The sequence below is a fragment of the Streptomyces dysideae genome, from assembly GCF_001514305.1.
GTDB lineage: Bacteria > Actinomycetota > Actinomycetes > Streptomycetales > Streptomycetaceae > Streptomyces > Streptomyces dysideae.
The window spans coordinates 370,312-395,071 of sequence record NZ_KQ949075.1; the positions used below are offsets into that span (position 1 = coordinate 370,312).

At 71.4% G+C, this 24,760-nt stretch carries 20 protein-coding genes and 4 pseudogenes; 15 read left to right on the forward strand and 9 right to left on the reverse strand.

Going from position 1 to position 24,760, the window contains the following annotated elements; all coding sequences use genetic code 11:
• Positions 1-7 precede the first annotated feature (7 nt).
• A pseudogene (locus AQJ91_RS58700) lies at positions 8-787 on the reverse strand (HD domain-containing protein).
• Between the two features lie 353 nt (positions 788-1,140).
• Between AQJ91_RS58700 and AQJ91_RS01635 the strand changes: the two are divergent.
• Positions 1,141-1,335 (forward strand): annotated as a pseudogene (locus AQJ91_RS01635) (VWA domain-containing protein); the annotation flags it as partial.
• 84 nt (positions 1,336-1,419) lie between these two features.
• Complete coding sequence (gene qcrB, locus AQJ91_RS01640; RefSeq protein ID WP_067015103.1) at positions 1,420-3,072, forward strand: cytochrome bc1 complex cytochrome b subunit; 1,653 nt, start codon at positions 1,420-1,422, stop codon at positions 3,070-3,072.
• Here qcrB and AQJ91_RS01645 read toward each other — a convergent pair.
• Positions 3,050-4,069, reverse strand: coding sequence for an acyl-CoA dehydrogenase family protein (locus tag AQJ91_RS01645; RefSeq protein WP_067015105.1), 1,020 nt, complete (start codon positions 4,067-4,069; stop codon positions 3,050-3,052). The two genes, qcrB and AQJ91_RS01645, sit on opposite strands and share 23 nt — an antisense overlap.
• A complete protein-coding gene (locus AQJ91_RS01650; protein ID WP_067015107.1) occupies positions 4,069-5,208 on the reverse strand; it encodes an acyl-CoA dehydrogenase family protein in 1,140 nt (379 codons plus the stop codon). Before AQJ91_RS01650 ends, AQJ91_RS01645 begins: the two co-directional genes overlap by 1 nt.
• Positions 5,209-5,269: 61 nt before the next feature.
• Here AQJ91_RS01650 and AQJ91_RS01655 point away from each other — a divergent pair, with 61 nt between their 5' ends.
• From AQJ91_RS01655 to AQJ91_RS01665, 3 genes are read left to right on the forward strand one after another with little or no spacing between them, the layout of a single operon-like run.
• Positions 5,270-6,052, forward strand: a complete 783-nt coding sequence (locus AQJ91_RS01655; RefSeq protein ID WP_067015108.1) for an SDR family oxidoreductase — start codon at positions 5,270-5,272, stop codon at positions 6,050-6,052.
• 15 nt (positions 6,053-6,067) lie between these two features.
• A complete protein-coding gene (locus AQJ91_RS01660; RefSeq protein WP_067015111.1) occupies positions 6,068-6,703 on the forward strand; it encodes a TetR/AcrR family transcriptional regulator in 636 nt (211 codons plus the stop codon).
• Between the two features lie 26 nt (positions 6,704-6,729).
• Positions 6,730-7,887 (forward strand): acetyl-CoA C-acetyltransferase, encoded by a 1,158-nt coding sequence (locus AQJ91_RS01665; RefSeq protein WP_067015114.1) that lies wholly within the window; start codon positions 6,730-6,732, stop codon positions 7,885-7,887.
• Between the two features lie 20 nt (positions 7,888-7,907).
• Here the strand turns inward: AQJ91_RS01665 and AQJ91_RS01670 are convergent, their stop codons facing one another.
• From AQJ91_RS01670 to AQJ91_RS01685, 4 genes are read right to left on the reverse strand one after another with little or no spacing between them, the layout of a single operon-like run.
• On the reverse strand, positions 7,908-8,957 hold the full coding sequence (locus AQJ91_RS01670; RefSeq protein WP_067015117.1) for an NAD(P)H-dependent flavin oxidoreductase: 1,050 nt from the start codon (positions 8,955-8,957) through the stop codon (positions 7,908-7,910).
• Complete coding sequence (locus tag AQJ91_RS01675; protein WP_067015120.1) at positions 8,957-9,697, reverse strand: CoA-transferase subunit beta; 741 nt, start codon at positions 9,695-9,697, stop codon at positions 8,957-8,959. The genes AQJ91_RS01670 and AQJ91_RS01675 overlap by 1 nt, the downstream gene beginning before the upstream one ends.
• Positions 9,673-10,476 (reverse strand): CoA transferase subunit A, encoded by an 804-nt coding sequence (locus AQJ91_RS01680; RefSeq protein WP_067015123.1) that lies wholly within the window; start codon positions 10,474-10,476, stop codon positions 9,673-9,675. The genes AQJ91_RS01675 and AQJ91_RS01680 overlap by 25 nt, the downstream gene beginning before the upstream one ends.
• Positions 10,477-11,220, reverse strand: coding sequence for an enoyl-CoA hydratase family protein (locus tag AQJ91_RS01685; RefSeq protein ID WP_067015131.1), 744 nt, complete (start codon positions 11,218-11,220; stop codon positions 10,477-10,479). It lies immediately after the preceding gene.
• A 53-nt stretch (positions 11,221-11,273) separates the two neighbouring features.
• Between AQJ91_RS01685 and AQJ91_RS01690 the strand changes: the two genes are divergently transcribed.
• Positions 11,274-12,014 carry an SDR family oxidoreductase gene (locus AQJ91_RS01690; RefSeq protein WP_067015133.1) on the forward strand — a complete coding sequence of 247 codons (741 nt, stop codon included), beginning with the start codon at positions 11,274-11,276 and terminating at the stop codon, positions 12,012-12,014.
• Position 12,015: 1 nt separating this feature from the next.
• Entirely contained in the window at positions 12,016-12,921 is a 906-nt protein-coding gene (locus AQJ91_RS01695) for an SDR family oxidoreductase (protein ID WP_067015136.1), read from the forward strand.
• A gap of 293 nt (positions 12,922-13,214) precedes the next feature.
• Here AQJ91_RS01695 and AQJ91_RS01700 read toward each other — a convergent pair whose 3' ends face one another.
• A complete protein-coding gene (locus AQJ91_RS01700) occupies positions 13,215-14,108 on the reverse strand; it encodes a hypothetical protein (protein ID WP_067015139.1) in 894 nt (297 codons plus the stop codon).
• Positions 14,109-14,271: 163 nt separating this feature from the next.
• On the opposite strand from AQJ91_RS01700, the gene AQJ91_RS01705 reads away from it, so the two are divergent.
• The gene (locus AQJ91_RS01705; RefSeq protein WP_234381774.1) at positions 14,272-15,066 is read left to right on the forward strand and encodes a S1 family peptidase; all 795 of its coding nucleotides are present in this window, start codon (positions 14,272-14,274) and stop codon (positions 15,064-15,066) included.
• Between the two features lie 38 nt (positions 15,067-15,104).
• Here AQJ91_RS01705 and AQJ91_RS01710 read toward each other — a convergent pair whose 3' ends face one another.
• Positions 15,105-16,883: a glycoside hydrolase family 35 protein gene (locus AQJ91_RS01710; RefSeq protein ID WP_067015142.1), complete on the reverse strand. Its 1,779-nt coding sequence runs from the start codon at positions 16,881-16,883 to the stop codon at positions 15,105-15,107.
• 147 nt (positions 16,884-17,030) lie between these two features.
• On the opposite strand from AQJ91_RS01710, the pseudogene AQJ91_RS01715 reads away from it, so the two are divergent.
• The 7 genes and pseudogenes from AQJ91_RS01715 to AQJ91_RS01745 form a co-directional block, all read left to right on the forward strand.
• Positions 17,031-17,528 (forward strand): annotated as a pseudogene (locus tag AQJ91_RS01715) (AraC family ligand binding domain-containing protein); the annotation flags it as partial.
• Between the two features lie 207 nt (positions 17,529-17,735).
• A pseudogene (locus tag AQJ91_RS01720) lies at positions 17,736-18,129 on the forward strand (helix-turn-helix domain-containing protein); the annotation flags it as partial.
• Positions 18,130-18,152: 23 nt separating this feature from the next.
• Positions 18,153-18,503, forward strand: a complete 351-nt coding sequence (locus AQJ91_RS01725; RefSeq protein WP_067015145.1) for a chorismate mutase — start codon at positions 18,153-18,155, stop codon at positions 18,501-18,503.
• A 138-nt stretch (positions 18,504-18,641) separates the two neighbouring features.
• Entirely contained in the window at positions 18,642-19,190 is a 549-nt protein-coding gene (locus AQJ91_RS01730) for a response regulator (RefSeq protein ID WP_067015149.1), read from the forward strand.
• Positions 19,191-19,246: 56 nt separating this feature from the next.
• A complete protein-coding gene (pepN, locus tag AQJ91_RS01735) occupies positions 19,247-21,733 on the forward strand; it encodes an aminopeptidase N (RefSeq protein WP_067016069.1) in 2,487 nt (828 codons plus the stop codon).
• 197 nt (positions 21,734-21,930) lie between these two features.
• Positions 21,931-23,310, forward strand: a complete 1,380-nt coding sequence (locus tag AQJ91_RS01740) for a pyridoxal phosphate-dependent decarboxylase family protein (protein WP_067015152.1) — start codon at positions 21,931-21,933, stop codon at positions 23,308-23,310.
• Positions 23,307-24,740, forward strand: coding sequence for a lysine N(6)-hydroxylase/L-ornithine N(5)-oxygenase family protein (locus tag AQJ91_RS01745; RefSeq protein ID WP_067015155.1), 1,434 nt, complete (start codon positions 23,307-23,309; stop codon positions 24,738-24,740). The genes AQJ91_RS01740 and AQJ91_RS01745 overlap by 4 nt, the downstream gene beginning before the upstream one ends.
• Positions 24,741-24,760: the final 20 nt, after the last annotated feature.

Sequence of the window (24,760 nt, forward strand, 5' to 3'; positions counted from 1 at the left end):
CGCCTGCCTACCTGTCCCCGACCGGACGACCTGGCAGGCGCCGCCGCATGTGTACTGCTTGCTCGGAGCGACCCAGGTGACGATGACGGCGCCGGCCACGGCGAGTACGCCGAAGAGGCCGAGCCGGGGGGCGGCCTCGACCAGGCGCCGGCTCTTCCGGGTGCGTTGCTTCTCGTACAGCAGCAGTCGGTTGGGCTCGCATGCGGTCGCCGTACAGCTGCGTGCCCATGAGGAGGGGGCGGATCTCGTCCTCGGCCAGCCGGAAGCGTTCCAGCGGCTCCTTGTACCGGCCTGGCAGGGCGCGCAGTTCGTCGGTCGTCACCCGGTCCGGGAGCCCGCGCAGCAGGGGCTGTGCCGTTGCTTCCGCGCCGAACGCTCGCACTGTGGCGTCCCCGGCGAGCGGCAGTTCCTCGACGGCGGCGTGCAGCGCCGGGTGGGAACAGCGCAACCGCACGGTGATGCCTCAGGTGTCGGCGGTGCGGCCCTCCCTGTCGTCGTAGTCGAGTCCGCCCAGCGCGCCCACCACCTCGCCGGCGAGCAGGGGTTCGTGCGCCCCCAGGTGGTCGACGAGGACACTGGAGAGCCGACGCGGGCTCGCGGCGAGCAGGCCCGCGGTCCACAGCAGGCGGGCCAGCTGGTGCCCATGCCAGTGATTCCCGCGTACGGGCTCGGCGTCGGCCCACTCGTTGCCGTGCTGAGTGTCGTTGACCCGTGGACTGAGGCCCGGCTTCACCGTGAGGTGCCCGAGTACCTGGCGTATCAGGCTGTCGATCTCCTGGCCCTGCACCGGTTCCGGCCGCCGAATCCCGACCGAGGGCTGCGCGACCTGGGGATACCGGGACGCGAGCTGCTGCAAGTTCCTCCTCCGCGTGGTCGGCGACCTTCAGGAAGGGGGCCGGTGGGTTGACCCGGGGCAGGGCGGCGGCGAGGGTCCGTGCGAACCAACTGCCCTCCACCGGGTCGGCGTAGGCGCGCTGCCCGGGGCCGCAGCAACCGCGCTCGGTGTCGGTCGTACCGGGTCAGCTTCTCCTTGGTCTTCCGGCCGTGCCCGGCATGCGGGAGGTCGTGGGCGTCGCTGGTGGTGGTCGCGGTCTCCTTGGTCTGAGGGCGAAGTCCGTGGTCCGCGACCACGAGGCGCTCAGCCGGCAGTTCGACTTCCTGCGCAAGCTGGACGAGCTGGCGGTGCCGGACCGGCGGGTGGTCGACAACGCCGGGTTCTTCCACGCCGGTTCGGACCCGCGAAAGGTGTCCGACGCGGAGCTCTACGACCGTCTCGTCGGCGAGTACCCGAAGTGGCTGGTGGCGGCGCGGGCGCGGGGGATCGTCCGGGCTTAGCCGCTCACCCGTCTGCCCACACCGCTGGCCCTGCGGTGACCGCCGTGCCACCCTGAGTGAGATCCGACGGGGAGGCGACGACGCATGGACGGCGCACGATCGGTGGACGAGGCGGCGGGGTCCGTCCGCTCCGGCAGGGAGGCTCCGGGCAAGGGCGAGAAGGTGGCCGACTGGGCCGACGGACGGCTCGGAATCTACGCGCTGGCCAAGTCCCAGATGCGCAAGGTCTTCCCGGATCACTGGTCCTTCATGCTGGGCGAGATCAGCCTCTACAGCTTCATCGTCCTGATCCTCACCGGCGTGTACCTCACGCTCTTCTTCGAGCCGAGCAGTGTCGAGGTCGTCTACAACGGCTCCTACGAGCCGCTCAACGGCATCATGATGACCAGGGCCTACGAGTCCACCCTCGACATCAGCTTCGACGTGCGGGGCGGGCTGCTGATGCGGCAGGTCCACCACTGGGCGGCGCTGGTCTTCGTCACCGGCATGCTCGTGCACATGATGCGGGTGTTCTTCACCGGTGCCTTCCGCAAGCCGCGCGAGATCAACTGGGTGTTCGGCTGGTCCCTGCTGATGCTCGGCATCATCACCGGCCTGACCGGCTACTCCCTCCCCGACGACCTGCTCTCCGGCACCGGCGTCCGCTTCGCCCAGGGCGCGATCCTGTCGATCCCGGTCGTCGGGACGTATCTGTCGTTCTTCCTCTTCGGCGGGGAGTTCCCCGGCCACGACATCATCTCGCGGCTGTACCCGGTCCATGTCCTGCTGCTGCCCGGGATCATGCTCGGCCTGGTGGTCGCCCATCTGACGCTGGTCTTCTACCACAAGCACACGCAGTATCCGGGCCCCGGCCGCAACAACAGGTCCGTGATCGGCATGCCCTTCCTGCCGGTCTACATGGCCAAGGCAGGCGGCTTCTTCTTCCTGGTCTTCGGCGTGCTGACGTTCATGGGCGCCATCGCCGGCATCAACCCCGTGTGGGCCTTCGGGCCGTACCGCCCGGACCTCGTCACCACGGGCGCTCAGCCCGACTGGTACCTGGGCTTCTCCGAGGGGCTGATCCGGGTGATGCCGGGATGGGAGATCAACGCCTGGGGCCACACCCTGGAGCCGGGTGTCTTCATCCCGTTCTCGCTGTTCCCGCTGATCCTGCTCGCGCTGGGCGTCTATCCCTTCGTCGAGGCGTGGATCACCGGCGACAAACGCGAGCACCACATCCTCGACCGCCCGCGGAACGTGCCCGTGCGGACGGGCCTCGGCGCGGCCTGGCTGAGTCTGTACGCGGTGCTGCTGATCGGTGGCGGCAACGACATCGTCGCCACCCATCTGCATCTGTCCATCAACGCGATCACCTGGTTCGTACGGGTGTCCGTCTTCGTCGCGCCGGTCATCACCTTCATGATCACCACGCGGGTCTGTCTCGGTCTCCAGCGCCGGGACCGGGCCAAGGTGCTGCACGGCATGGAGACGGGAACGATCAAGCGGCTGCCGGACGGTGAGTACATCGAGGTCCACGAACCCCTCGCGCAGGAACAGCTGTTCACCCTCACCCAGCACGAGCAGAACCCGCCGTACGAGGTCGGCCCGCTCGTCGACGCCCACGGCGTCCGCCGCAAGGTCAGGCGGTCCGAGCGGGTCCGGGCCCGGCTGGCCAAGGCGATGTTCGGGCCCGACACGCGGATCCCGAAGCCGACGGCGGAGGAGTACCGCGAGATCACCAGCGGCGACCACCACTGAGCACGACGGTCCGGCACTCGTCCGGCGTCCCCCAGGCCGTACGCAGGGCACGGGCCTTGGTAAGCCAGAGGGACAGGTCGTACTCCGCCGTGTAGCCGATCGCACCGTGCAGCTGAAGCGCGGTACGGGCAGTGGCGTGCGCCGCCTCACAGGCGGTGACCTTGGCGGCGGCGACATCGGCGGGATCCATGGTGAGGGCGGCGCCGTGGACCAGCGGCCGGGCGAACTCCAATCCGAGCTCGGCGTCGGCCAGCTGGTGCTTGACCGCCTGGAACGACCCAATGGGAACACCGAACTGCTTCCGCTGCCTGACATACGCGACGCTCCTGTCGAGCAGCGCCAGCCCGACACCGAGCGCCTGCGCGGCGGTGGCAAGACGGGCCCGGAGAACCGCCCGCCCGACGGCCACACCGACCTGAGGACCGACGGCGAGCACCTCCCCACCCGACGGCACACCGAAAAGCCGACGTCCCGGGTCGAGGGAGGGCAGGGGCCTGCCGGGCGGGGGAGCGAGGCGCAGCTCGGCCGCAGCGGCCGACTCGCTCACCGTCAGGCGTATGGTCGCCGCGTCGGCGTCCAGGGCGTATGGGGCCGTGGGCTTGCCGTGGCCGGCCGGCGGTGGTGTGCAGGTCAGTGTTGCCATCGTCTCGCCCGTCGCCAGCGACGGGAGGAAGCGCTTGGCGGGGCCGGGGTCCGGTAGTTCGGCGAGTAGGGCGGCCGCCGTGGTCGTCTCCACCAAGGGGCCCGGGACCGCGTGTCGGCCCAGTTCGATGAAGGCGACGGTGAGTTCGACGGGGCGCGGGCCCAGCCCCTCGCACTCCTCCGGGACGGCCAGTGCGAAGACTCCGGCCTCGGCGATACGGGACCACAGCGCGCGTCCACTCTTCCGCTCACCGCGGCTCCAGTCCCGTACCACCGAGGGCGTGTCCGCCGCCGTCAGCAGTGCGTTCAGGGAGTCGGCGAAGGCCCGCTGTTCGGCGTCGAGGAGGAAGCGCATCAGCGGCGTCCCTTCGGGAGACCGAGCAGGCGTTCGGCGATGATGTCGCGTTGGATCTCGTTCGTACCGGCGTAGATGGGGCCGGCGAGAGAGAAGACGTAGCGCTCGGACCAGTCTGTGTCCGCCAACTCGCCCTCCGCGCCGAGCAGATCGAGGGCCGTCTCGTGCAGCGCGATGTCGTACTCGGACCAGAAGATCTTGTTCAGGCTGGACTCGGGGCCGATCGACTCGCCATCGAGGAAGCGGGAGGCCGCGGCGTACGTGAAGAGTTGGTACGCGCGGGCGCCGATCAGGGCGTCGGCCACGCGGTTGCCCGCCTCCGGTGGGCTGCCCTGCGCCTGCCAGAGTCCCCGCAGGCGTTCGGCGCTCGCGAGGAAGCGGCCGGGGCTGCGGAGCATGAGCCCGCGTTCGTTGCCCGCCGTCGACATGGCGATACGCCAGCCCTGGCCGGGCTCGCCGATCACGTCCTCGTCCGGCACGAAGACGTCGTCCAGGAACAGTTCGGCGAAGGCGGGCTTGCCGTCCAGGCGGGCGATGGGGCGGACCGTGACGCCGGGAGCGCGCAGGTCGAACATCAGATAGGTCAGACCCTGGTGGGGCTTCGGGGCGTCCGGATCGCTGCGGAACAGGCCGAAGGCCCGGTCGGCGAAGGCGGCCCGCGACGACCACGTCTTCTGGCCGCCGAGCAGCCAGCCCCCGCTGGTACGAACGGCCCTCGACCTCAGGGAGGCCAGGTCGGAACCGGCTTCCGGTTCCGACCACGCCTGGGCCCAGACGACCTCACCGGTGGCCATGGACGGCAGGACGCGCGCGCGTTGCTCCTCCGTGCCGTGGTCGAAGAGGGTCGGGGCGAGCAGGCTGACGCCGTTCTGGCCGACGCGGCCCGGGGCGCCCGCCGCGTGGTACTCCTCCTCGAAGAGCAGCCAGCGGATCAGGCCCGCGTCCCGACCGCCGTACTCCGCCGGCCAGTTGACCACCGACCAGCGGTCGGCGGCCAGTTCCGCCTCCCACGCGCGGTGCGCCGCGAAGCCCTCCTCGGTCTCCAGGGAGGGCAGTGGCGTGGACGGCACATGGGACCGCAGCCAGGCGCGGGCCCCGGCGCGGAACGCCTCGTCGGCGGGGGTGAGCGAGAGGTCCACGGTCGCCGTCCTTCCTGAGAGACGCTTCCCTAACAAGTGTTTGGTAGGTTAGCGTGCTGCCATGACACACGTCGAGGCTCCGGCCTACGTTCCCGGGCACGGGCTGCTCGGCGGGCGCACGGCCGTCATCACCGCGGCCGCCGGCGCCGGGATCGGCGGAGCGACCGCGCGCCGCTTTCTGGAGGAGGGGGCGCGCGTGCTGATCAGCGACGCGCACCCGCGCCGGCTGAAGGAGTACGAGGCCGAGCTGGGCCGGGACTTCCCGGGTGCGGTGTCGGCGCTGCCCTGCGACGTCACCGACGAGTCCCAGGTGCGGGCGCTGCTCGACACGGCCGTACAGGAGCACGGACGACTGGACGTCGTCGTCAACAACGCCGGCCTCGGCGGCACCTCGCCGCTCGTCGACATGAGCGACGAGCAGTGGTCGCGGGTGCTGGACGTGACGTTGAACGGCACGTTCCGGTGCACCCGGGCCGCCCTCCGCCGGATGCGGGAGACCGGCGGGGCGATCGTCAACAACGCCTCCGTCGTCGGTTGGCGCGCCCAGGCCGGGCAGGCGCACTACGCCGCCGCGAAGGCCGGCGTGATGGCGCTGACACGGTGCGCTGCGGTGGAGGCGGCCGAGTACGGCGTACGGGTCAACGCCGTCGCGCCGAGCCTCGCCATGCATCCGCACCTCGCCAAGGTCACCACGCCCGAACTGCTGGCGGAGCTGACCGAGCGGGAGGCCTTCGGGCGGTACGCCGAGCCCTGGGAGGTGGCCAACGTGATCGTGTTCCTGGCGTCGGACTACTCCTCGTACATGACGGGCGAGGTCGTCGCCGTCAGCAGCCAGCATGCCTAGGACCACAATGGACACGTGCCGACCAAGAAGAAGCCCCAGGTGACCGCCACAGAGCCCCCCGCGGCTGCCGCCGCTCGCGACCGTCGCCGTGAACTCCTCGACACCGCCGCCGAGGTCTTCGCCGCGCAGGGCTACAACGCCACCACCGTACGCAAGATCGCGGACCACGCGGGCATGCTCGCGGGCAGTCTCTACTACCACTTCGACTCCAAGGAGTCGATGCTGGAGGAGATCCTGCGGACCTTCCTCGACGAGCTCTGGGACGGCTACGACACCGTCCTGGACGCCGAGCTGGACCCGCGCGAGACGCTGGAGGCGCTGGTCACCGAGTCGTTCCGGGAGATCGACCGGCACCGCGCCGCGGTCGCGATCTACCAGAAGGAGAGCAGACAGCTGGCGGTTCAGGAGCGGTTCGCGTTCCTCGCCGAGTCGCAGCGCAAGTTCGAGAAGGCGTGGCTGACCACGCTGGAGCGCGGGGTCGCCGCCGAGGTGTTCCGGGCCGACCTCGACGTCCGGCTGACGTACCGGTTCGTGCGGGACACGGTGTGGGTCGCCGCGTCCTGGTACCGGCCCGGCGGACAGCACAGCCCGGAGGAGATCGCCCGGCAGTACCTGTCGATGGTGCTGGACGGGATCGCCGTACGTACGTAACTCAATGGGGAGTCTGGGGAGTTGCCATGGCCGAGGCCTACATCGTCGAAGCGGTCCGTACGCCCGTGGGGCGGCGCGGGGGAGGGCTGAGCGGAGTCCACTCGGCCGACCTCGGCGCGCATGTGCTGAAGGAGCTGGTCGCGCGCTCGGGCGTGGATCCGGCCGCCGTCGAGGACGTCGTCTTCGGCTGTCTGGACGCGGTCGGGCCGCAGGCCGGGGACATCGCACGGACCTGCTGGCTGGCGGCCGGGCTGCCGGAGGAGGTGCCGGGCGTGACGGTGGACCGGCAGTGCGGGTCCTCGCAGCAGGCGGTGCACTTCGCGGCGCAGGGCGTGCTGTCCGGCACGCAGGACCTGGTGGTCGCGGGCGGCGTGCAGAACATGTCGATGATCCCGATCGCCTTCGCCTCCCGGCAGGCCGCCGAGCCCCTGGGCCTGTCCGAGGGCCCCTTCGCGGGCAGCGTGGGCTGGCGGGCGCGGTACGGGGACCGGCCGGTGAACCAGTTCGCCGGCGCCGAGATGATCGCCGCGAAGTGGGGGATCAGCCGACGGGACCAGGAGGAGTTCGCGCTGCGGTCGCATCAGCGGGCCGTGCGGGCGATCGACGAAGGGCGCTTCGAGCGGGAGACCGTGCCCTACGGGGAGGTGACCGTGGACGAGGGGCCGCGCCGGGACACCTCGCTGGAGAAGATGGCCGGGCTGAAGCCGGTCATCGACGGCGGCACGATCACCGCGGCCTGCTCCTCGCAGGTCTCCGACGGTGCGGCGGCGCTGCTGGTGGCCTCGGAGCGGGCGGTGCGCGAGCACGGGCTGACGCCACGCGCGCGCGTGCACCATCTCTCGGTGCGCGGCGAGGACCCGATCCGCATGCTGACGGCTCCGATCCCGGCCACCGCGCACGCCCTGAAGAAGACCGGCCTGTCGATCGACGCCATCGACCTCGTCGAGATCAACGAGGCCTTCGCGCCGGTCGTGCTGGCCTGGCTGAAGGAGACCGGCGCGGAGCCGGAGAAGGTCAACGTCAACGGCGGCGCGATCGCTCTCGGTCATCCGCTGGGCGCGACGGGCGTGAAGCTGATGACGACCCTGCTGCACGAACTGGAGCGCACCGGCGGCCGGTTCGGACTGCAGACGATGTGCGAGGGCGGCGGACAGGCCAACGTGACGATCATCGAGAGGCTCTGAGCCGCGCGTACCTCGCCGGATCACGAAGAGGCTGCGAGCCGGTCCCGTACCTCCGCGGCCTCCTTCATGATCCGCTCCACCAGCTCCGCGCACGACGGCAGGTCGTCGATCACCCCGGCGACCTGCCCGGACGCCATGACGCCGAGATCCGTACGGCCGTCCACCATCGTCGCCTTGAGCAGCATCGGCGTGTTCGCGGCGAGGAGGACCTGGCTCCAGGTGAGGTCGTTGCCGTGTCTCATGGCGAGGCCGTCGCGGACCAGTTGCCGCCAGGCCAGACCGGACAGCCGCCGGAAGCCGGCCGCGTGGCGCACCGCGTGCCACAGGGCTTGCGCGCGGCCGGAGTTCTCCAGGGAGGTCACCAGGTCCGTACGGAGCATGCGGTGCGGCAGCCCGTCCACCGCCCGCGTCACCGTCACGTCCTTCACCGTCGCCGCCAGATACCGCGCCTTCACCGCGTCCGGCACCGTCGAGTCCGACGTCAGCAGGAACCGCGTACCCATCGCGACCCCCGCCGCCCCGTACGCCAGCGCCGCGACCAGCCCCCGCCCGTCGAAGAAGCCGCCCGCCGCCACGACCGGGATCCGCACCGCGTCCACCACCTGCGGCAGCAGCACCGTCGTCGCCACCTCACCGGTGTGCCCGCCGCCCTCCCCGCCCTGCACGAGCACCGCGTCCGCACCCCATGCGGCGACCTTCTCGGCATGCCGCCGGGCGCCGACTGAGGGGATGACGACGACACCCGCCTCCTTGAGCTCGGCGATCAGCTCGGGCGAGGGCGCGAGGGCGAAGGACGCGACCCGGACGCCCTCCTCGACGATGATCCGCACCCGGTCGCCGGCGTCGGACGCGTCGGCCCGGAGATTGACCCCGAACGGCGCCTCCGTACGGGACTTCACCTCGCGTATCGCCGTGCGCAGCCGGTCGGGTGTCATCGTCGCGGAGGCCAGGATGCCGAGCGCGCCCGCGTTCGCCGTCGCGGAGACCAGACGGGGGCCCGCGACCCAGCCCATGCCGGTCTGTACGAGGGGATGGCGGACGCCGACGAGGCGGGTGAGGGCCGTCTCCATCAGGCGCTGACCTCCCTCGTGCGAGTGCCGTCCGGGTCGACGACCTCGCGGATCAGCCGCAGTTCCTCGGCCGTCGGTTCACGGGTGTACGGCACCTCGTCCGGGACGGTCAGCTCGAACCCGGTCGCCTCCCTGACCTGTGCCACCGTGACCCCCGGGTGCAGCGACGCCAGCCGCATCGACCGGTCGGGCGTGGCGAAGTCGAGGACGCCGAGGTCGGAGACGACGCGCGGGATGCGGTGGTAGCGGGCGCCGGCGGCGTGGTCGTGGCCGACCCCGCACACCATGTCGACCCGTTCGACGAACACCCGTCGGGAGTGCCGCGGCACCCAGTAACTCGTGGGGTTGTTGAGGGTGTTGACCGGCGCCCCGCGCACGCCGAGCAGCTGCCGGGCCGGCCGCGCCCAGTCGCCGATGCAGGAGATGTTCTGGTTGCCGTACCGGTCGATCTGGCTCGCGCCCATCATGACGTGCCGCTTCCCGCCGGTGACCAGGGCCAGGTGTGCGCGGTACGGCAGCCAGCCCTCGACAGTGCCGTCGAGGCCGACGAGCAGCGCCTCGCCGTCGGTCAGCAGCAGGTCGGGCGCGAAGGTGCGCTTGGCGAGGCGGGCGCCGAGAGAGGGGATCAGGCCCATGGGACTGGCGAGGATCTCTCCGGCGTCCCGCCATGCCTCGGCGCAGGCGATGACGCAGTAATCGGCGCGGGTGACTCCGTTCACGATCCCTCCCCCAGGTACCATGCCGCGAACTCCGGCCAGGGCGTGGTCGCGTACGTCTTCTGGAAGGCCTCGTCCCGCCCGTAGTCGGGGGCGCAGGACGTGAAGTGCGCCCCGTTCGGCGCTTCCACGACACCCGTCACCACGTGCCGCTTGATCAGCAGCGTCTGAGGGGCCGCCTCCTTCGTCAACTCGGCTGTGTCGACGACCCGTTCGCACGAGACGTACGCCGCGTCGGCCGCCTCGCAGAAGAGGTCGTCGAAGTAGGGGTCCGGGCCCAGATACTGTCCGTTGCCCAGCCGGTCGGCGCGGTTGACGTGCACCAGGGCCGCGTCCAGGCGCAGGGCGGGCATGGCCACGAACGTCTCCTGGTCCTCGTACGGCGAAGTCACCGTCTGCAGGCCGGGGTTGACCCGCATGACGTCCGAACCGACCCCCGCCCGCACCGGCAGGAACGGCAGCCGGTTCGCGGCCGCGTGCAGCCCCCACATGAACATCGCCTCGTCGATCTCCATCAGTTCGAAGGCGCCGCGTTCCCGGGCCGCGCGGTAGTGCGGTTCGAGGGGGATCGAGTCGAGGGTGACGAAGGCCGCGACCAGCTTGCGGATACGTCCGGCGGCGGCGAGCATGCCGACGTCCGGGCCGCCGTACGAGACGACGGTGAGGTCGGTGACCTCCGACCGGAGCAGGGCGCGCACCAGGGCCATCGGTTTGCGGCGCGAGCCCCAGCCGCCGATGCCGAGGGTCATGCCGCTCGTCAGCCGGGAGACGGCCTCGTCGGCGGTCATCGTCTTGTCCCTCATCTACGTACCCTCCTTGCCGAAGCCGTCGCGGACGCGGTCGGCGACCCCGCTGAGGTTGGCCTCGAAGGTGAAGCCCTGCTCGAAGCGGTAGCTGCGGCGTACGTCGACGGGGTCGATGCCGTTGATGGCGGCCTTGGCGAGCCGGAGCAGCGTCCCGTCCTTGGCGGTGATCTCGCGGGCCAACTCCAGGGCGGCAGAGCTCAGTTCGTCCCGCGGTACGACTCGCCACACCGAGCCGTGGGCGTGCAGCTCGGCCGCGGTCGCCGTACGCGAGGTGTAGTACAGGGCGCGCATCAGATGCTGCGGGACCAGCCGGGCCAGATGCGTGGCGGCGCCGAGCGCTCCCCGGTCGAGCTCGGGCAGCCCGAAGACGGCGTTCTCGCTCGCCACGATCGCGTCGGAGTTCCCGGCCAGCCCGATGCCCCCGCCCAGACAGAAGCCCTGGACGGCCGCGACCACGGGCACCTCGCACTCGTACACCGCGGCAAACGCCTGCGCGCAACCGGAGTTGGCGCCGAGCAGCGCGCTCTGCCCGCGCGCCTGGATCTCCTTGATGTCCACGCCCGCGTTGAACCCCCGCCCCGCGGCGGCGAGCACGACGCACCGGACCTCCTGGTCGCGGCCGGCCGCACGTACGGCATCGGCCAGCGCGTACCAGCCGTGCACGGGAAGGGCGTTCACGGGCGGGAAGTCGACGGTGATGACGGAAATCCCCTTTTCCGGGGACGAGGTGGAGACACTCATCGGCGCATCAGCTACCTTCCACCTAACGTTTGTTAGGTGGAAGGTAGCAGCGGATGGAGCTGAACGGGAAGCTCGCCGTCGTCACCGGCGGCACGCGCGGCGTCGGCGCCGGAATCGCCCGCGCCTTCGTGGAGGCGGGCGCGGAGGTGGTGGTCTGCGCGCGAAGACCACCGGAAGCGCCGGTGAAGGGCGCCGAGTTCGTCCCGCTGGATGTGCGGCACGCCGAGGCGGTACGACGCTTCTTCGCCGACCTCCCCGCCCTCGACGTCCTCGTCAACAACGCGGGCGGTACGCCGTACCGGTGCCTGGCCGAGACGGACGCCGAGCGGCACGCACGCGTCATCGAGCTCAACCTCACCGCACCGCTCACGGTCTCGCTGGCGGCCTACGAGCACCTGAAGAGGTCGAGGGGGTCGATCGTCATGATCGGCAGCGTCAGCGGCAGCCGCCCCTCGCCCGGATCGGCGGCGTACGGCGCGGCGAAGGCGGGACTGGAGAACCTGGCCCGCTCGATGGCCGTGGAGTGGGCGCCGGAGGTCCGGGTGAACACCCTCGTCGTGGGCATGGTCCGCACGGAGCTGGCCCATCTGCACTACGGGAGCGAGGACGGCATCGCGGCCGTCGCCGACACGGTTCCGCTGGGGCGCCTGGCCGAACCGGCCGACGTGGGCGGGGCGGCCGTGTTCCTGGCGTCGGACGCCGCGGCGTACATCACCGGGGCGTCCCTGCTCGTACACGGTGGCGGGGAGCGCCCCGCATTCCTGGACGCGGCAACTGCCCACAAGGAGACCTGAGATGACCGGAATCTGCGACGGCCGCGTCGTGGCCGTCACCGGCGCGGGCCGGGGTCTGGGCCGCGCCCACGCCCTCGCCTTCGCGGCGGAGGGGGCGAAGCTCGTGGTCAACGACCTTGGCGTCGGCCTCGACGGCACGCCCGGCGCCGACAGTCCCGCCGAGCAGGTCGTACGGCAGATCCGTGCGGCGGGCGGCGAGGCGGTCGCGCATGCCGGTGACATCGCGACGGGCGCGGGCGCGGCGTCCCTGCTGGAGGCGGCTCTGTCGGCATACGGCCGTCTCGACACTCTCGTCAACAACGCGGGTTTTCTGCGGGACCGGATGCTGGTCAACCTCGACGAGGAGGACTGGGACGCGGTGATTCGCGTCCACCTGAAAGGGCACTTCCTCCCGCTGAAGCATGCGGCGGCGCACTGGCGGGCGGAGGCGAAGGCGGGGCGCACGCCGACGGCCCGCGTCATCAACACCAGTAGTGGGGCCGGACTGCTGGGCTCGGTCGGACAGGGCAACTACAGCGCGGCGAAGGCGGGGATCGTCGGTCTGACCCTGGTCGCGGCGGCCGAGTTGAGCCGCTACGGCGTCCAGGTCAACGCGATCGCCCCGGCGGCCCGGACGCGGATGACGGAACGCACGTTCGCGGAATCGATGACGGCCCCTTCGTCGGGCTTCGACGCGATGGCGCCGGAGAACGTCTCGCCGTTGGTGGTCTGGTTGGGCTCGGCGGAGAGTGCGGGGGTGACGGGGCGGGTCTTCGAGGTGGAGGGCGGTCGGGTCACGGTGATAGAGGGGTGGAGGGCGGGGCCCGGGGTGGACAAGGGGGAGCGGTGGAGTGTGGGGGAGACGGGGGAGGCGGTGCGGAAGCTGTTGGAGGAGGCGGAGGTACCGGGGGAGGTGTACGGCGCGTAGGGCTCCGCCCTCTGGACCCCCGGCTGTGCTCGGCCGGGGTCTCGCCCGCACCTTCCAGCCCGTCCGGCGTTTGAGGTCAAGGACGGCCGTCCCCGTCCCCCACCCACCCGCTGAGGCTTCGCCTCTCGACGCCGGTCCGGATATCTCAGCCCGTCCGGCGTTTGAGGACAAGGCCCCTTCAGGGCCGGAGCAGGGGTCTGGGGGCGCAGCCCCCAGCGGGGTCGAAGGGGCGGAGCCCCTGGTGATGGGACGGGTAGGGGCGGCGGGGGCGAAGCACCTCCCGGCGCGCACCCCTACGTATCGCACTCCAACACCGTCCGGCACAGAGAACACCGCGCCCGCACCCGCCCCCGAACCGGCACCCTGATCCGCTGCTGGCACGTCGGACACGGAAACGACACCCGCAACGGCCCCCGCCCATCCGGCGTGAACGCATACGGCACCCCGGGCCGGGAACCGGCACCATGATCCTGCGCATGCCGCCGGTCACGGGCGTACCGCCGCCGCCCCGCCCACCCCGCAGCCGTCAGCGGAGGCTGCTCCGCATCGCGCCGCGCCTCGGCCATGCCCTTCACATACGCCGAGTACGCCTGCGGACTGGTGAACCACACCGACGGATCCTCACCGAAGACCAGCGCCCGCTTGGCGAGGACATAGCCGAACTCCTCCGGCGTCAGATACCCCAGCTTCTGCGAGGAAGCCGAGTCCTCCCGGTACGCGTCCAGCAGCAGCCACCCCGCCCCCAGATACGTCGCCGCCGTGTCCGTGAGGATCTCGTTGTCCCGCGTGCTGGGAAACGACAGGTCGAGGCGGTGCAGATACACATGCATCACCTCGTGCGCCAGCGCCGCCCCGATGTCCCGCCGATGCCTGCGGAACCGGTCGTTCAGCTCGACGAAGTACTCGGGCCCGGCGGCGAGTTCGACATTCGCCGCATGCGTCATCTCACGGAAGCTGACGATCAGCCGGGCGTCCGGCAGGTGATAGTGCCGGACCATCTCCCGGGCCACCCGCTGCGCCCCCAGATACAGATCATCGGTGTCGCAGAACGCCACGTCGGCGGGGGCCACGCTGGTCGCGAACGTCTGGATGGTGTCGTACGACAACCGCTTGTAGAGCGCGGTGATCGAGGCCCGCACCGTCTCCAGATGCGGGAAGCCGTGCTCGACCGGTCCGTCGTTCGCCACGTCCGTACCCCCATGACGCCTTGAACCCGATTCCACTCTACGGGGATGTGAGGGGATTTTCGCCGCTCGGGTTCCACACCCGGCACGTGAGATCCGTCCTTGTCATGTACCCCCCTCGCTCTTCATACTCCGGGGCGCCCAACCCCCTACACAAGGACGTACGTTGACGCTCAAAGCACCCACCAGAAGCGGTCTGACCCTGGCCAAGAGAGCCGCGGCCGTCGGCGCCGTCGCCCTCGCGGTCGCCTCCCTCCAGCCGGTCAGCGCGAACGCCGCGGACACCCGCGTCGTCGGAGGAACGCCCGCCGCGCAGAGCGAGTTCCCGTTCATGGTCCATCTCTCCATGGGCTGCGGCGGAGCGCTCTACAAGAAGGACGTCGTACTGACCGCCGCCCACTGCATGGAGGGTTCCGGCCCCAACCGGAGCATCACGGTCACCGCCGGTGTCTCCGACCTCAACTCCGCCGCCGCGATCAAGGTCAAGTCGACCAAGGTCAAGGTGGCCCCCGGCTACGACGGCTCCGGCAAGGACTGGGCGCTGATCAAGCTCGCCCGGCCCATCGACAAGCCCACGCTGAAGATCACCACAACCACCCGCTACAACCGCGGCATGTTCACGATCGCCGGCTGGGGCGACCCCAGTGAGGGCGCCGGCACCGGCACCACCAAGCTCCAGAAGGCCACCGTCCCGTTCGTCGCCGACCGTGTGTGCAAGCGGCACTACGGCAACCAGCTGATCTCCAAGGAAGAGCTGTGCGCCGGCTGGCAGCGCGGCGCCACCGACACCTGCCAGGGTGACTCCGGCGGCCCGATGTTCCGCAAGGACGACGCCGGCAAGTGGATCCAGGTCGGCATCGTCTCCTGGGGCGACGGCTGCGCCCGTACCGGCGTGCCCGGCGTCTACACCGAGGTCAGCACCTTCGCGAAGGACATAGCCCGGGCGGCGTCCGCACTGTAGACGGCCGCCGCGCGCCACGGAGCCGGGCACTGCCCGCTTCACACCGGCCGCAGGAGGACGGCGGACACCCCGCCGGACTCCGACTCGGTCCGGGCCGCCGTCTCCTGGAGCTCCAGCACCCACACGTCGTTGGCGCCCTCGCGCAGCACCGGGCCGGGCACGTACAGCGAGCGCTGCGGGCCCGCGGACCAGTAACGGCCCAGGTTGAACCCGTTGATCCAGACGAATCCACGGGTCCAGCCGGGCAGTTCGAGCCGCGCGTCCCCGGCGCCCCGCACGGGGACGGTGCCCCGGTACAGACCCCGGGCACCGTCCCCGTGCGGCTCCCCCAACGGAACGCCCTCGACGTCGTCCAGCGCGTCCAGCCGCAGCCCACGCGCGCGTACGCCGTGCAGATACTGCCGCTCGTGCAGGATCCCCCCCCCGGTGATCCCCTTCGACTCGCCGAGCCGCGGCCCGTAGTTGACCCGCCCCAGGGACTCCACCCACAGCTCCACGCGCGCGTACCCGGCGACGGGCTCCTTCAGCCGCGCGTCGTCCTCGGTGACCACACCGGCCCTCGCCCCGTCGACGTACACCACCGCCAGGTCCCGCAGCCCGCGCACGGTCAGCGGATGCGCCTCCCGCGGGCCCGGCACCGTCACCTCGTACCGCACCACACCCCGGTCGACGTCGAGCTCCTCGAAGGACGGCGGCACGGGACCGGCCACCTCCTGGCCGCCGCGTGCCTCCAGTACGCCGTCCAGGGGCGCCCAGCCCGTCAGGGCCACCTCGGCCGGGGTACCCAACGGCGCGGGCGGGGGCGGCGGTTCGGGCAGCGGGGCGGCGGCGTACGCGGCCAGCACCTCACGGAAGGCCCAGAACTTGTCCGTGGGGCGCCCGCACTCGTCGATGGGGGCGTCGTAGTCGTACGACGGCACATCGGGCTCCAGCGGCCCCTCGTGCAGCTCGCCGCCGCCCCGGTTGGCGCCCGCCCACCCGGCGAAGCTGGTGCCGCCGTGCGCCATGTACAGGTTCACCGACGCCCCGCACTCCAGGATCTCCCGCAGCGCCCCGGCCGCGTCCCCGGCGTCCCGCACGACGTGCCCGGCACCCCAGTGGTCGAACCAGCCGCACCAGAACTCCATGCACATCAGCGGACCCCCGGGCCGGTGTCGGCGCAGCGTCTCGAACGCCACGCGCGCGTGCGAGCCGAAGTTCACCGTGGCGAGGACACCGGGCACCGAACCCCCGGACAGCATGGGGTCCTCGGGACCGTCCGACGTGAACAGCGGCACCGTGACGCCGCTGTCCCGCAGCAGGCCCGCCAGGCGGCGCAGATACTCCGCGTCCGAGCCGTAGCTGCCGTACTCGTTCTCCACCTGCACCACGACCACCGGGCCACCCCGGCCGATCTGCCGGGGCACGGTCTCCGGCCCCAGCCGGTGCAGCCACCGCGCCACATGGCTCAGCCAGCGCTCGTCACGGGTACGCACGCGTGCCCCGGCCCCGGCCGTCAGCCAGTGCGGCAGCCCGCCGTTCTCCCACTCCGCGCAGATGTACGGCCCCGGCCGCACGATCGCCCACAGCCCCGCCTCCCGCACCGCGTCCAGGAACCGGCCCAGCGCCCCCACGTCCCGCCACCGCCCCGGACTCGGCTCGTGCAGGTTCCACGGAACGTACGTCTCCACACAGTTCAGGCCCATCGCCCGCAGCATCGCCAGCCGGTGCCCCCACTGCGCCTCGTGCACCCGGAAGTAGTGCAGCGCACCGGACAGCAGCCGCACCGGCCGCCCGTCCAGCAGGAAGTCCGTGTCCCCCACCGTGAACTCGCTCATGCGCCCCACCCTCACCTCCGGCGCCGATCACGTCCATGGACAAAGATCGGCGCCGGTTGGACGGAAACAACGGAAACAACGGAAGCAACGGAAACGACAGACGCGACAGGAACGACAGACGCGACAGAGAACGGAGCGGGGCCGCCGATGTACCACACCTGGATGCGGTTCCTCAGCCCCGGACCCGCCCACCACCGCCTCGGCCTCGTCTGCCTCGGCGTCGGCCTCCAGCACGGCGCCCTGCCCACCGTCGGCCCCCGCACCCTCGACCACCACGTCGCCGTCGTCATCAGCGCCGGCCACGGCTGGTACCGGACCCCCGACGGCCGCCGTACGCCCGTCACCGCCCCTGCACTGCTCTGGCTCACCCCCGGCATCCCCCACCACTACGCGCCCGACCCCCACACCGGCTGGGACGAGGGCTTCGTCGACTTCGCCGGACCGGCCACCGCCTCGTACACCGAACTCGGCTACATCGAACCCGACCGCCCCGTCGTGCCCCTCACCGACGCCACCGGCCCGCGCGGTGTCATCGGACGCATCGCCCGCGCCGCCCGCCGCGACAACCCCCTCCTGGAGGACGAGACCGGCGCCGCCGTCCACGAACTCCTCGTCGCCCTGTGCCGCGCCCGAGCCGACCTGGGCCCTGTCGTCGAATTCCCGCCTGCTCTGCGACGCCATGCACGCTCCCCCACTGCCTTAAGGGCGTGGGAGGTGCCCCCACTCGCCGCACCGGGCGAAAGCCCACGTGCAACCAGTACGAGGGCTTCCGCCCGGCACGCCGAGAGCACGCACCTGACGCCGCAGAGCCCGCCCTCCGGGCGGACGACGGGAATTCGACGACAGGGCCCAGCCCCCGACGGCGACCACGTCCTCAAGTCCCTCGCCCGCGACGCCTTCCTGCCCCTGACCGTCGCCGACCACGCCGCCCGGCACGGCATGCCCCCCGCCGAACTGCGCACCGCCGTCCGCCGCGGCGCCGGCTGCAGCCCCAAGGACTACCTCCTCGGCATCCGCCTCGGCCGCGCCCAAGGAACTCCTCGCCGGCACCGAACTGCCCGTCGCCGCCGTCGCCCGCCGCGTCGGCTACGACGACCCCGCCTACTTCTCCCGCCTGTTCACCCGCCGCGTCGGCACCGCCCCCGTCCGCTTCCGCGCCCAGCAGGGCCGCACCGTCCCCGGCGGCTGGAGCCACCAGGTCCCCGACTCCGACGATCCGCCGAGGATCGAACAAACGGCCAAGTGAAAGGCCACGTAGGCTGGTCCGCCATGACCACCAGCAACAACGGAACCGGTGACGTCGACCCCGCCGTCCGCGAGGAACTCGCCCGGCTGCGCGACAGCATCGACAACATCGACGCCGCCGTCGTCCACATGCTCGCCGAACGCTTCAAAGCCACCCAGCAGGTCGGCCACCTCAAAGCCCAGCACCAGCTGCCGCCCGCCGACCCCGCCCGCGAGGCCCGCCAGATCGCCCGCCTGCGCACCCTCGCCGAGAACGCCAAACTCGACCCCGCGTTCGCCGAGAAGTTCCTCAACTTCATCATCGCCGAGGTGATCAGACACCACGAGAGCATCGCCGAGGACACCATCAACGGCACTGCGCCCACGGCGAACTGACGCGCTTCGAGCCCTCCTGGGGAGTGACACCGGCGCCCGCGCGGAGCATGCTGCGCTGTGCACTCCTTGTCAGCTGACAAGCACTCCCCGTCAGCGCGACCATACGCTGGTTGTCCACCGTGGGAGGGACGTCGGGCCATGCCGTCGGATGCCAAGATCCTCATCGTCGACGACCACGAGGACACGCTGTACGCGCTGGAGAGCGCCCTGGCCCCGCTGGGCTACCGGCTCAGCCGCGCCACCAGCGGCGACGAAGCACTCAAGCACGTGCTCCGCGGCCAGGTCGGTCTCCTGCTGCTCGACGTCCGCATGCCCGGCGTCAGCGGCCTCGACGTGGTCCGCTACATGCGCCGCCTGGAACAGACCCAGCACATACCCGTCGTCCTGCTCACCGGCTTCGGCCCCGACCAGGGACTGTCCTCCACCGCCTTCGGCCTCGGCGTCGCCGACCTCGTCATGAAACCCATCGACCCCTGGGCCCTGCGCACCAAGGTCCGCTACCTCTACGACGCCCACCAACGCCACCGCGCCCTCGAACAGGAGGTCCGCGAGTTACGCGCCCTCGTCAAGGACCACACCGAAGCCCAGCAGACCGGCCCCCGCCCCGCCCTGCCCCACCCCGACGCCACCCGCGTACCACCCCAGCGCGACAGCCGGCCCGCACACCCCGCGCCGGACCGGACATAGCGCGCGTACCGATCCGCCTCTGTGCCACGTCAGCGCCATCAGGCAGCATGTCCTGCATGTCCGTACTGACGCGTGATGAAGCGCAGACCCGTGCCAAGCTCCTCGATGTCCACCGCTACACGATCGAACTCGATCTGACCACCGGTGACGACACCTTCGAATCCGCCACCGTCATCCGGTTCGCCCTGCGCGCCGACGCGGACACCTTCGTCGAGGTCAAGCCGGCCGAACTGCGCTCCGTCCTCCTCGACGGACAACCCCTCGACCCGGAAACCCTCGACGGGAACCGGCTCCCCCTGAAGAACCTCACCGCCGGCGACCACGAACTGCGCGTCCACGCCCGTATGCGCTACTCCCGCACCGGCGAGGGCATGCACCGCTTCACCGACCCCACCGACGGCGAGACCTACGTCTACACCCAGCTGTTCATGGACGACGTCCAGCGCGTCTTCGCCGCCTTCGACCAGCCCGACCTCAAGGCCGTCTTCGACCTCACCGTCAAGGCACCCGAACACTGGACCGTCCTCGCCAACGGCATCACCGACCACCTCGGCGACGGCCTCTGGCAGGCCGCACCCACCCCGCTGATCTCCACCTACCTCGTCGCCGTCGCCGCCGGCCCCTGGCACTCCGTGCGCACCGAACACCGCGGCCTGCCCTTCGGCATCCACTGCCGCCGCTCGCTCGCCCCGTACCTGGACACGGACGCCGACGAACTCCTCGAGATCACCCGGCAGTGCTACGACCGCTACCACGAGAAGTTCGACGAGCCCTACCCCTTCGACTCCTACGACCAGGCGTTCGTCCCCGAGTTCAACGCCGGCGCCATGGAGAACCCCGGCCTGGTCACCTTCCGCGACGAGTTCGTCTACCGCTCCGCCGTCACCGACACCGAACGCCAGACCCGCGCCATGGTCATCGCCCACGAGATGGCCCACATGTGGTTCGGCGACCTCGTCACCCTCAGGTGGTGGGACGACATCTGGCTCAACGAGTCCTTCGCCGAGTACATGGGCTACCAGACCCTCACCGAGGCCACCCGCTTCACCGACACCTGGACCGACTTCGGCGTCTCCCGCAAGGCCTGGGGCTACGACGCCGACCAGCGCCCCACCACCCACCCCGTCGCCCCCGAAGCCGTCGACGACACCGCCTCCGCCCTCCTCAACTTCGACGGCATCTCCTACGCCAAGGGCGCCTCCGCGCTACGGCAACTGGTGGCCTGGCTCGGCGAGAAGGACTTCCTCGCCGGCATCAACACCCACTTCGCCCGCCACAAGTTCGCCAACGCCACCCTCGCCGACTTCATCGAGTCCCTCGCCACCACCACCGAACGCGACGTCCACGCCTGGGCCGACGCCTGGCTGCGCACCACCGGCGTCGACACCCTCACCCCCACCGTCACCCCCGGCGACAACGGCACGTTCACCCTCACCGTCGCCCCCACGGGCAGCCGCCCGCACCGCATCGCCGTCGGCCTCTACGACCAGGACCTCGGCGACAACGAGGGCCACCTCACCCTCCGCGAACGCCTCGACCTCGACGTCCCGCACACCACCCCCCAGCCCATCGGCAAGCGCCCGGCACTGCTCCTCCTGAACGACGGCGACCTCACCTACGCCAAGATCCGCTTCGACACCGACTCCGCCGAGACCATCCGCACCAGCCTCTCCGGCCTGCCCGAACCCCTGACCCGCGCGATCGTCTGGAACGCCCTGCGCGACGCCGTACGCGACGGCGAACTCCCCGCCACCGCCTACCTCGAGGCCGCCCGCACCCACCTCCCGCACGAAACCGACCTCGCCCTCGTCCAGGGCGTCCTCGCCTTCGCCGCCACCCACATCGCCGACCGCTACGTCACCCCCGACGAGCGCCCCGCCGCCCTGGCCACCCTCTCCGCCCTCTGCCGCGACCTCATCCGCCGCACCGAGGACGGCGACCACCCCGGCCTGCGCCTCATCGCCGTACGCCACTTCATCGCCGCCGCCGCCCACCCCGACACCATCGCCGCCTGGCTCGCCGACGGCACCGTCCCCGGCGGACCCGAACTCGACCCCGAACTGCGCTGGCGCATCCTCGCCCGGCTCGCGGTCCTCGGCGCCACCGACGAGGCCGCCATCGCCGCCGAACTCGACCGCGACCCCAGCGCCACCGGCCAGGAAGGCGCCGCCCGCTGCCGGGCCGCCCTCCCCGACGAGGAGACCAAGGCCAAGGCCTGGGACGCCATGTTCGCCTCGGACAACCTCTCCAACTACCTCTTCACCGCCACCGCCCAGGGCTTCTGGCAACCCGAACAGGCCGACCTCGTACGCCCGTACGTCGCCCGCTACTACGACGACGCGGTCACCGTCGCCGCCCGCCGCGGCCCCGCCATCGCCGAAGCCGCCGGCCGCTGGGCCTTCCCCGCCCACGCCGTCGACACCGACACCCTCCACCTGGGCGAGGCCTGCCTGCGCGACGCCGAACCCATCCCGGCCCTGCGCCGCAAACTCGCGGACCAACTGGACGACCTGGGGCGGGCTCTGAAGGTCAGGGAGATGTAGCAGCACCCCGACAGGGGCGCGGGACCGCACACCTTTCCCGCCACGGGGCTCCGACGGCAGCCCCGGCGGAGCGCCTCGTACCCCCTCGTGCCCCCCTCGTACCCCCTTTCGGGTCTGACTCGTCGTACTTCCCGGGCGTGACCACGCATCCGCGTACAAGCTGGAACTCCCTCTGCCCAGCGCCCGGGAGGACACCGATGAGCACGCCGTCGTCGCTCGCTTCAGGCCCGGACGGCCCCCGCGCCCTGCGCCCCCTGCTCGACACCGTGCTCGACGCGCTGGCCGAGGGAGCCGAGGCACGCGGCGGCCCCCTCCCCGCGGGCGGCCCGCAGGCGGTCGCGGCCCGCGTACGGGACGCCGTCGGCGACGTACTCCCCGACCAGGGCGACCCGAACGCCCTGCACACCCTCGTCCGCACCTTCGCCGCACACTCCGCCGACCCCGCCCACCCCCTCTGCACCGCCCACCTGCACTGCCCACCCCTCGCCACGGCCACCGCCGCCGACCTCGCCGCCACCGCCCTCAACCCGTCCCTCGACTCCTGGGACCAGGCCCCGGCGGCAGCGGAACTGGAGAGGCTGGTGACCCGGGCCCTGGCAGGGGCGATCTACCCGGGCGGGGCAGCGGGGAGGGCCGACGCCCTCGTCACCACCGGCGGCACCGAAGCCAACCAGCTCGCCCTCCTCCTCGCCCGCGAAACCCACGGCGCCACCGTCCGGCTCGTCCACGGAGCCAACGCCCACCACTCCCTGCCACGCGCCGCCTGGCTCCTCGGCCTGCCCGAACCCGCCGTCGTCCCCGCACCGGCCGGCGTACTCGACCCCACCGCCCTCGACCAGGCCCTCAGCGCCCTCCCGGGGCCGTATGTCGTCGCCGCCACCGCCGGGACCACCGACGCCGGGCTCATCGACCCGCTGCCCGACATCGCCGACCTGTGCGCCGCCCACGGCGCCCGCCTCCACATCGACGCCGCCTACGGCGCGGGCCTCCTCTTCAGCGACCGGCACCGGACCAAGCTCACAGGCCTCGACGCCGCCGACACCATCACCCTCGACCTGCACAAACTCGGCTGGCAGCCCCTCGCCGCCGGACTCCTCGCCGTCAAGAACCCCCGCGACCTCACCGCACTCCACCAGCACGCCGACTACCTCAACGCCGATGACGACACCGACGCCGGCCTGCCCGACCTCCTCGGCCGCTCCCTGCGCACCAGCCGCCGACCCGACATCCTCAAGATCGCCGTCACCCTCAAAACCCTCGGCCGCACCGGACTCGGCACACTCGTCGACCAAGTCTGCGACCGCGCCCACCAGTTCGCCGACCTCGTCCACCACCACCCCGGCTTCGAGCTCTACGACCGGCCCACCATCAGCACCGTCCTCTTCCGCCCCGCACACACCACCGACGACGCCGTCGCCGCCGTACGCCGCACACTCCTCACCGACGGCCGCGCCGTCCTCGGCCGCGCCCACACCAACGGCCGCCTCTGGCTCAAAACCACCCTCCTCAACCCCCACACCCGGCCCGACGACCTGGCCGCCCTCCTGAAACTGGTGGAAGGAAACACCCCCCGATGACGACCCCCGCCCCCAACCCCCCACGCCAAGAGCCCGACGCACCCCGCGACCTGGTCGGCATCGGCATCGGCCCCTTCAACCTCTCCCTGGCCGCCCTCGCCCACCCCCTCCCCGCCCTCGACACCGCCTTCTACGAACAACGCCCCGCCTTCGACTGGCACCCCGGCCTCCTCATCGACGGCGCCACCATCCAAGTCCCCTTCCTCGCCGACCTGGTGACCCTCGCCGACCCCACCAGCCCCTGGACCTTCCTCAACTACCTCAAAACCCGCCACCGCCTCTTCCCCTTCTACTTCGCCGAGCGCTTCCACATCCAACGCGCCGAATACGACGCCTACTGCCGCTGGGTCTCGGAAAACCTCCCCGGCCTCCACTTCGGCCACCAGGTCGACGCCGTCCGCTTCAACCCCGAACGCGACGTCTTCGAGGTCGACTTCACCCAACTCGACACCGGCGGAGAAGCAGAGGCACTCGGCCGCACCTACACCCGCAACATCGTCCTCGGCATCGGCACCGAGCCCTACGTCCCCGACCCCCTCAAACCCCTCGTCGACGCCCCCGCCGTCCCCGTCATCCACGCCGCCGACTACCTCACCCACCGCGCCACCCTCCTCGCTGCCGACCACATCACCGTCATCGGCTCCGGACAGTCAGGCGCGGAGATCTTCCTCGACCTGCTCCGCCACCGCCCCGCCGGCCGCGAACGACTCCACTGGCTCGGCCGCACCGAGGCCTTCGCACCCATGGAGTACTCCAAACTCGGCCTCGAACACTTCACCCCCGACTACACCCGCTACTTCCACGCCCTCCCCGAAGGCGTCCGCGACCGCCTCGCCACGACCCAATGGCAGCTCCACAAAGGCATCGACACCGACACCATCACCGCCATCCACAGCGAGCTCTACCGCCGCACCCTCAACGGCGGCTGGCCCGACGCCACCCTCACGCCCGGCGTCCGCGTCCGCACCGCCGGCCGCATCGCCACCACCAAAATCGAACTCCACCTCGAACACGCCCAGCAGAACACCCGCTCCCGCCTCACCACCGACGCCGTCGTCCTCGCCACCGGCTACCGCGAACGCCCCCTCGACCGCATCCTCGCCGGCCTCGACCCCTACCTCCGCCGCGACAGCCGCGAACGCCCCCGCGTCGACGACCAGTACCGCCTGATCATGGACCCCTCCGTCACCGGCACCGGCTGCCACGTCTACGTCCAGAACGCCGAACGCCACACCCACGGCATCGGCACCCCCGACCTCGGCCTCGCCGCCTGGCGCAGCGCCACCATCCTCAACGCCCTCACCGGCCAGAACCCCTACCCCCTGCCCACCCGCACCGCCTTCACCACCTTCGGCCTCGAACCCCACCCCCAGATCCCAGCCCCCCGCCGGCCACAGCCCACGCTCACCCCCCTCGTCGACCAACGCTGAACCGACCGCAGGATCCCCCA

Bases quoted from the DNA above. Each gene is read 5' to 3' on its own strand.
- AQJ91_RS01655 (WP_067015108.1), top strand. From the start codon at position 5,270: ATGACACACGTCGAGGCTCCGGCCTACGTTCCCGGGCACGGGCTGCTC.
- AQJ91_RS01730 (WP_067015149.1), top strand. From the start codon at position 18,642: ATGCCGTCGGATGCCAAGATCCTCATCGTCGACGACCACGAGGACACG.
- AQJ91_RS01645 (WP_067015105.1), bottom strand. From the start codon at position 4,069: ATGCGCTTCCTCCTCGACGCCGAACAGCGGGCCTTCGCCGACTCCCTG.
- qcrB (WP_067015103.1), top strand. From the start codon at position 1,420: ATGGACGGCGCACGATCGGTGGACGAGGCGGCGGGGTCCGTCCGCTCC.
- AQJ91_RS01745 (WP_067015155.1), top strand. From the start codon at position 23,307: ATGACGACCCCCGCCCCCAACCCCCCACGCCAAGAGCCCGACGCACCC.
- AQJ91_RS01690 (WP_067015133.1), top strand. From the start codon at position 11,274: ATGGAGCTGAACGGGAAGCTCGCCGTCGTCACCGGCGGCACGCGCGGC.
- AQJ91_RS01665 (WP_067015114.1), top strand. From the start codon at position 6,730: ATGGCCGAGGCCTACATCGTCGAAGCGGTCCGTACGCCCGTGGGGCGG.
- AQJ91_RS01740 (WP_067015152.1), top strand. From the start codon at position 21,931: ATGAGCACGCCGTCGTCGCTCGCTTCAGGCCCGGACGGCCCCCGCGCC.
- pepN (WP_067016069.1), top strand. From the start codon at position 19,247: ATGTCCGTACTGACGCGTGATGAAGCGCAGACCCGTGCCAAGCTCCTC.
- AQJ91_RS01725 (WP_067015145.1), top strand. From the start codon at position 18,153: ATGACCACCAGCAACAACGGAACCGGTGACGTCGACCCCGCCGTCCGC.
- AQJ91_RS01695 (WP_067015136.1), top strand. From the start codon at position 12,016: ATGACCGGAATCTGCGACGGCCGCGTCGTGGCCGTCACCGGCGCGGGC.
- AQJ91_RS01675 (WP_067015120.1), bottom strand. From the start codon at position 9,697: ATGGTACCTGGGGGAGGGATCGTGAACGGAGTCACCCGCGCCGATTAC.
- AQJ91_RS01685 (WP_067015131.1), bottom strand. From the start codon at position 11,220: ATGAGTGTCTCCACCTCGTCCCCGGAAAAGGGGATTTCCGTCATCACC.
- AQJ91_RS01680 (WP_067015123.1), bottom strand. From the start codon at position 10,476: ATGAGGGACAAGACGATGACCGCCGACGAGGCCGTCTCCCGGCTGACG.
- AQJ91_RS01710 (WP_067015142.1), bottom strand. From the start codon at position 16,883: ATGAGCGAGTTCACGGTGGGGGACACGGACTTCCTGCTGGACGGGCGG.
- AQJ91_RS01670 (WP_067015117.1), bottom strand. From the start codon at position 8,957: ATGGAGACGGCCCTCACCCGCCTCGTCGGCGTCCGCCATCCCCTCGTA.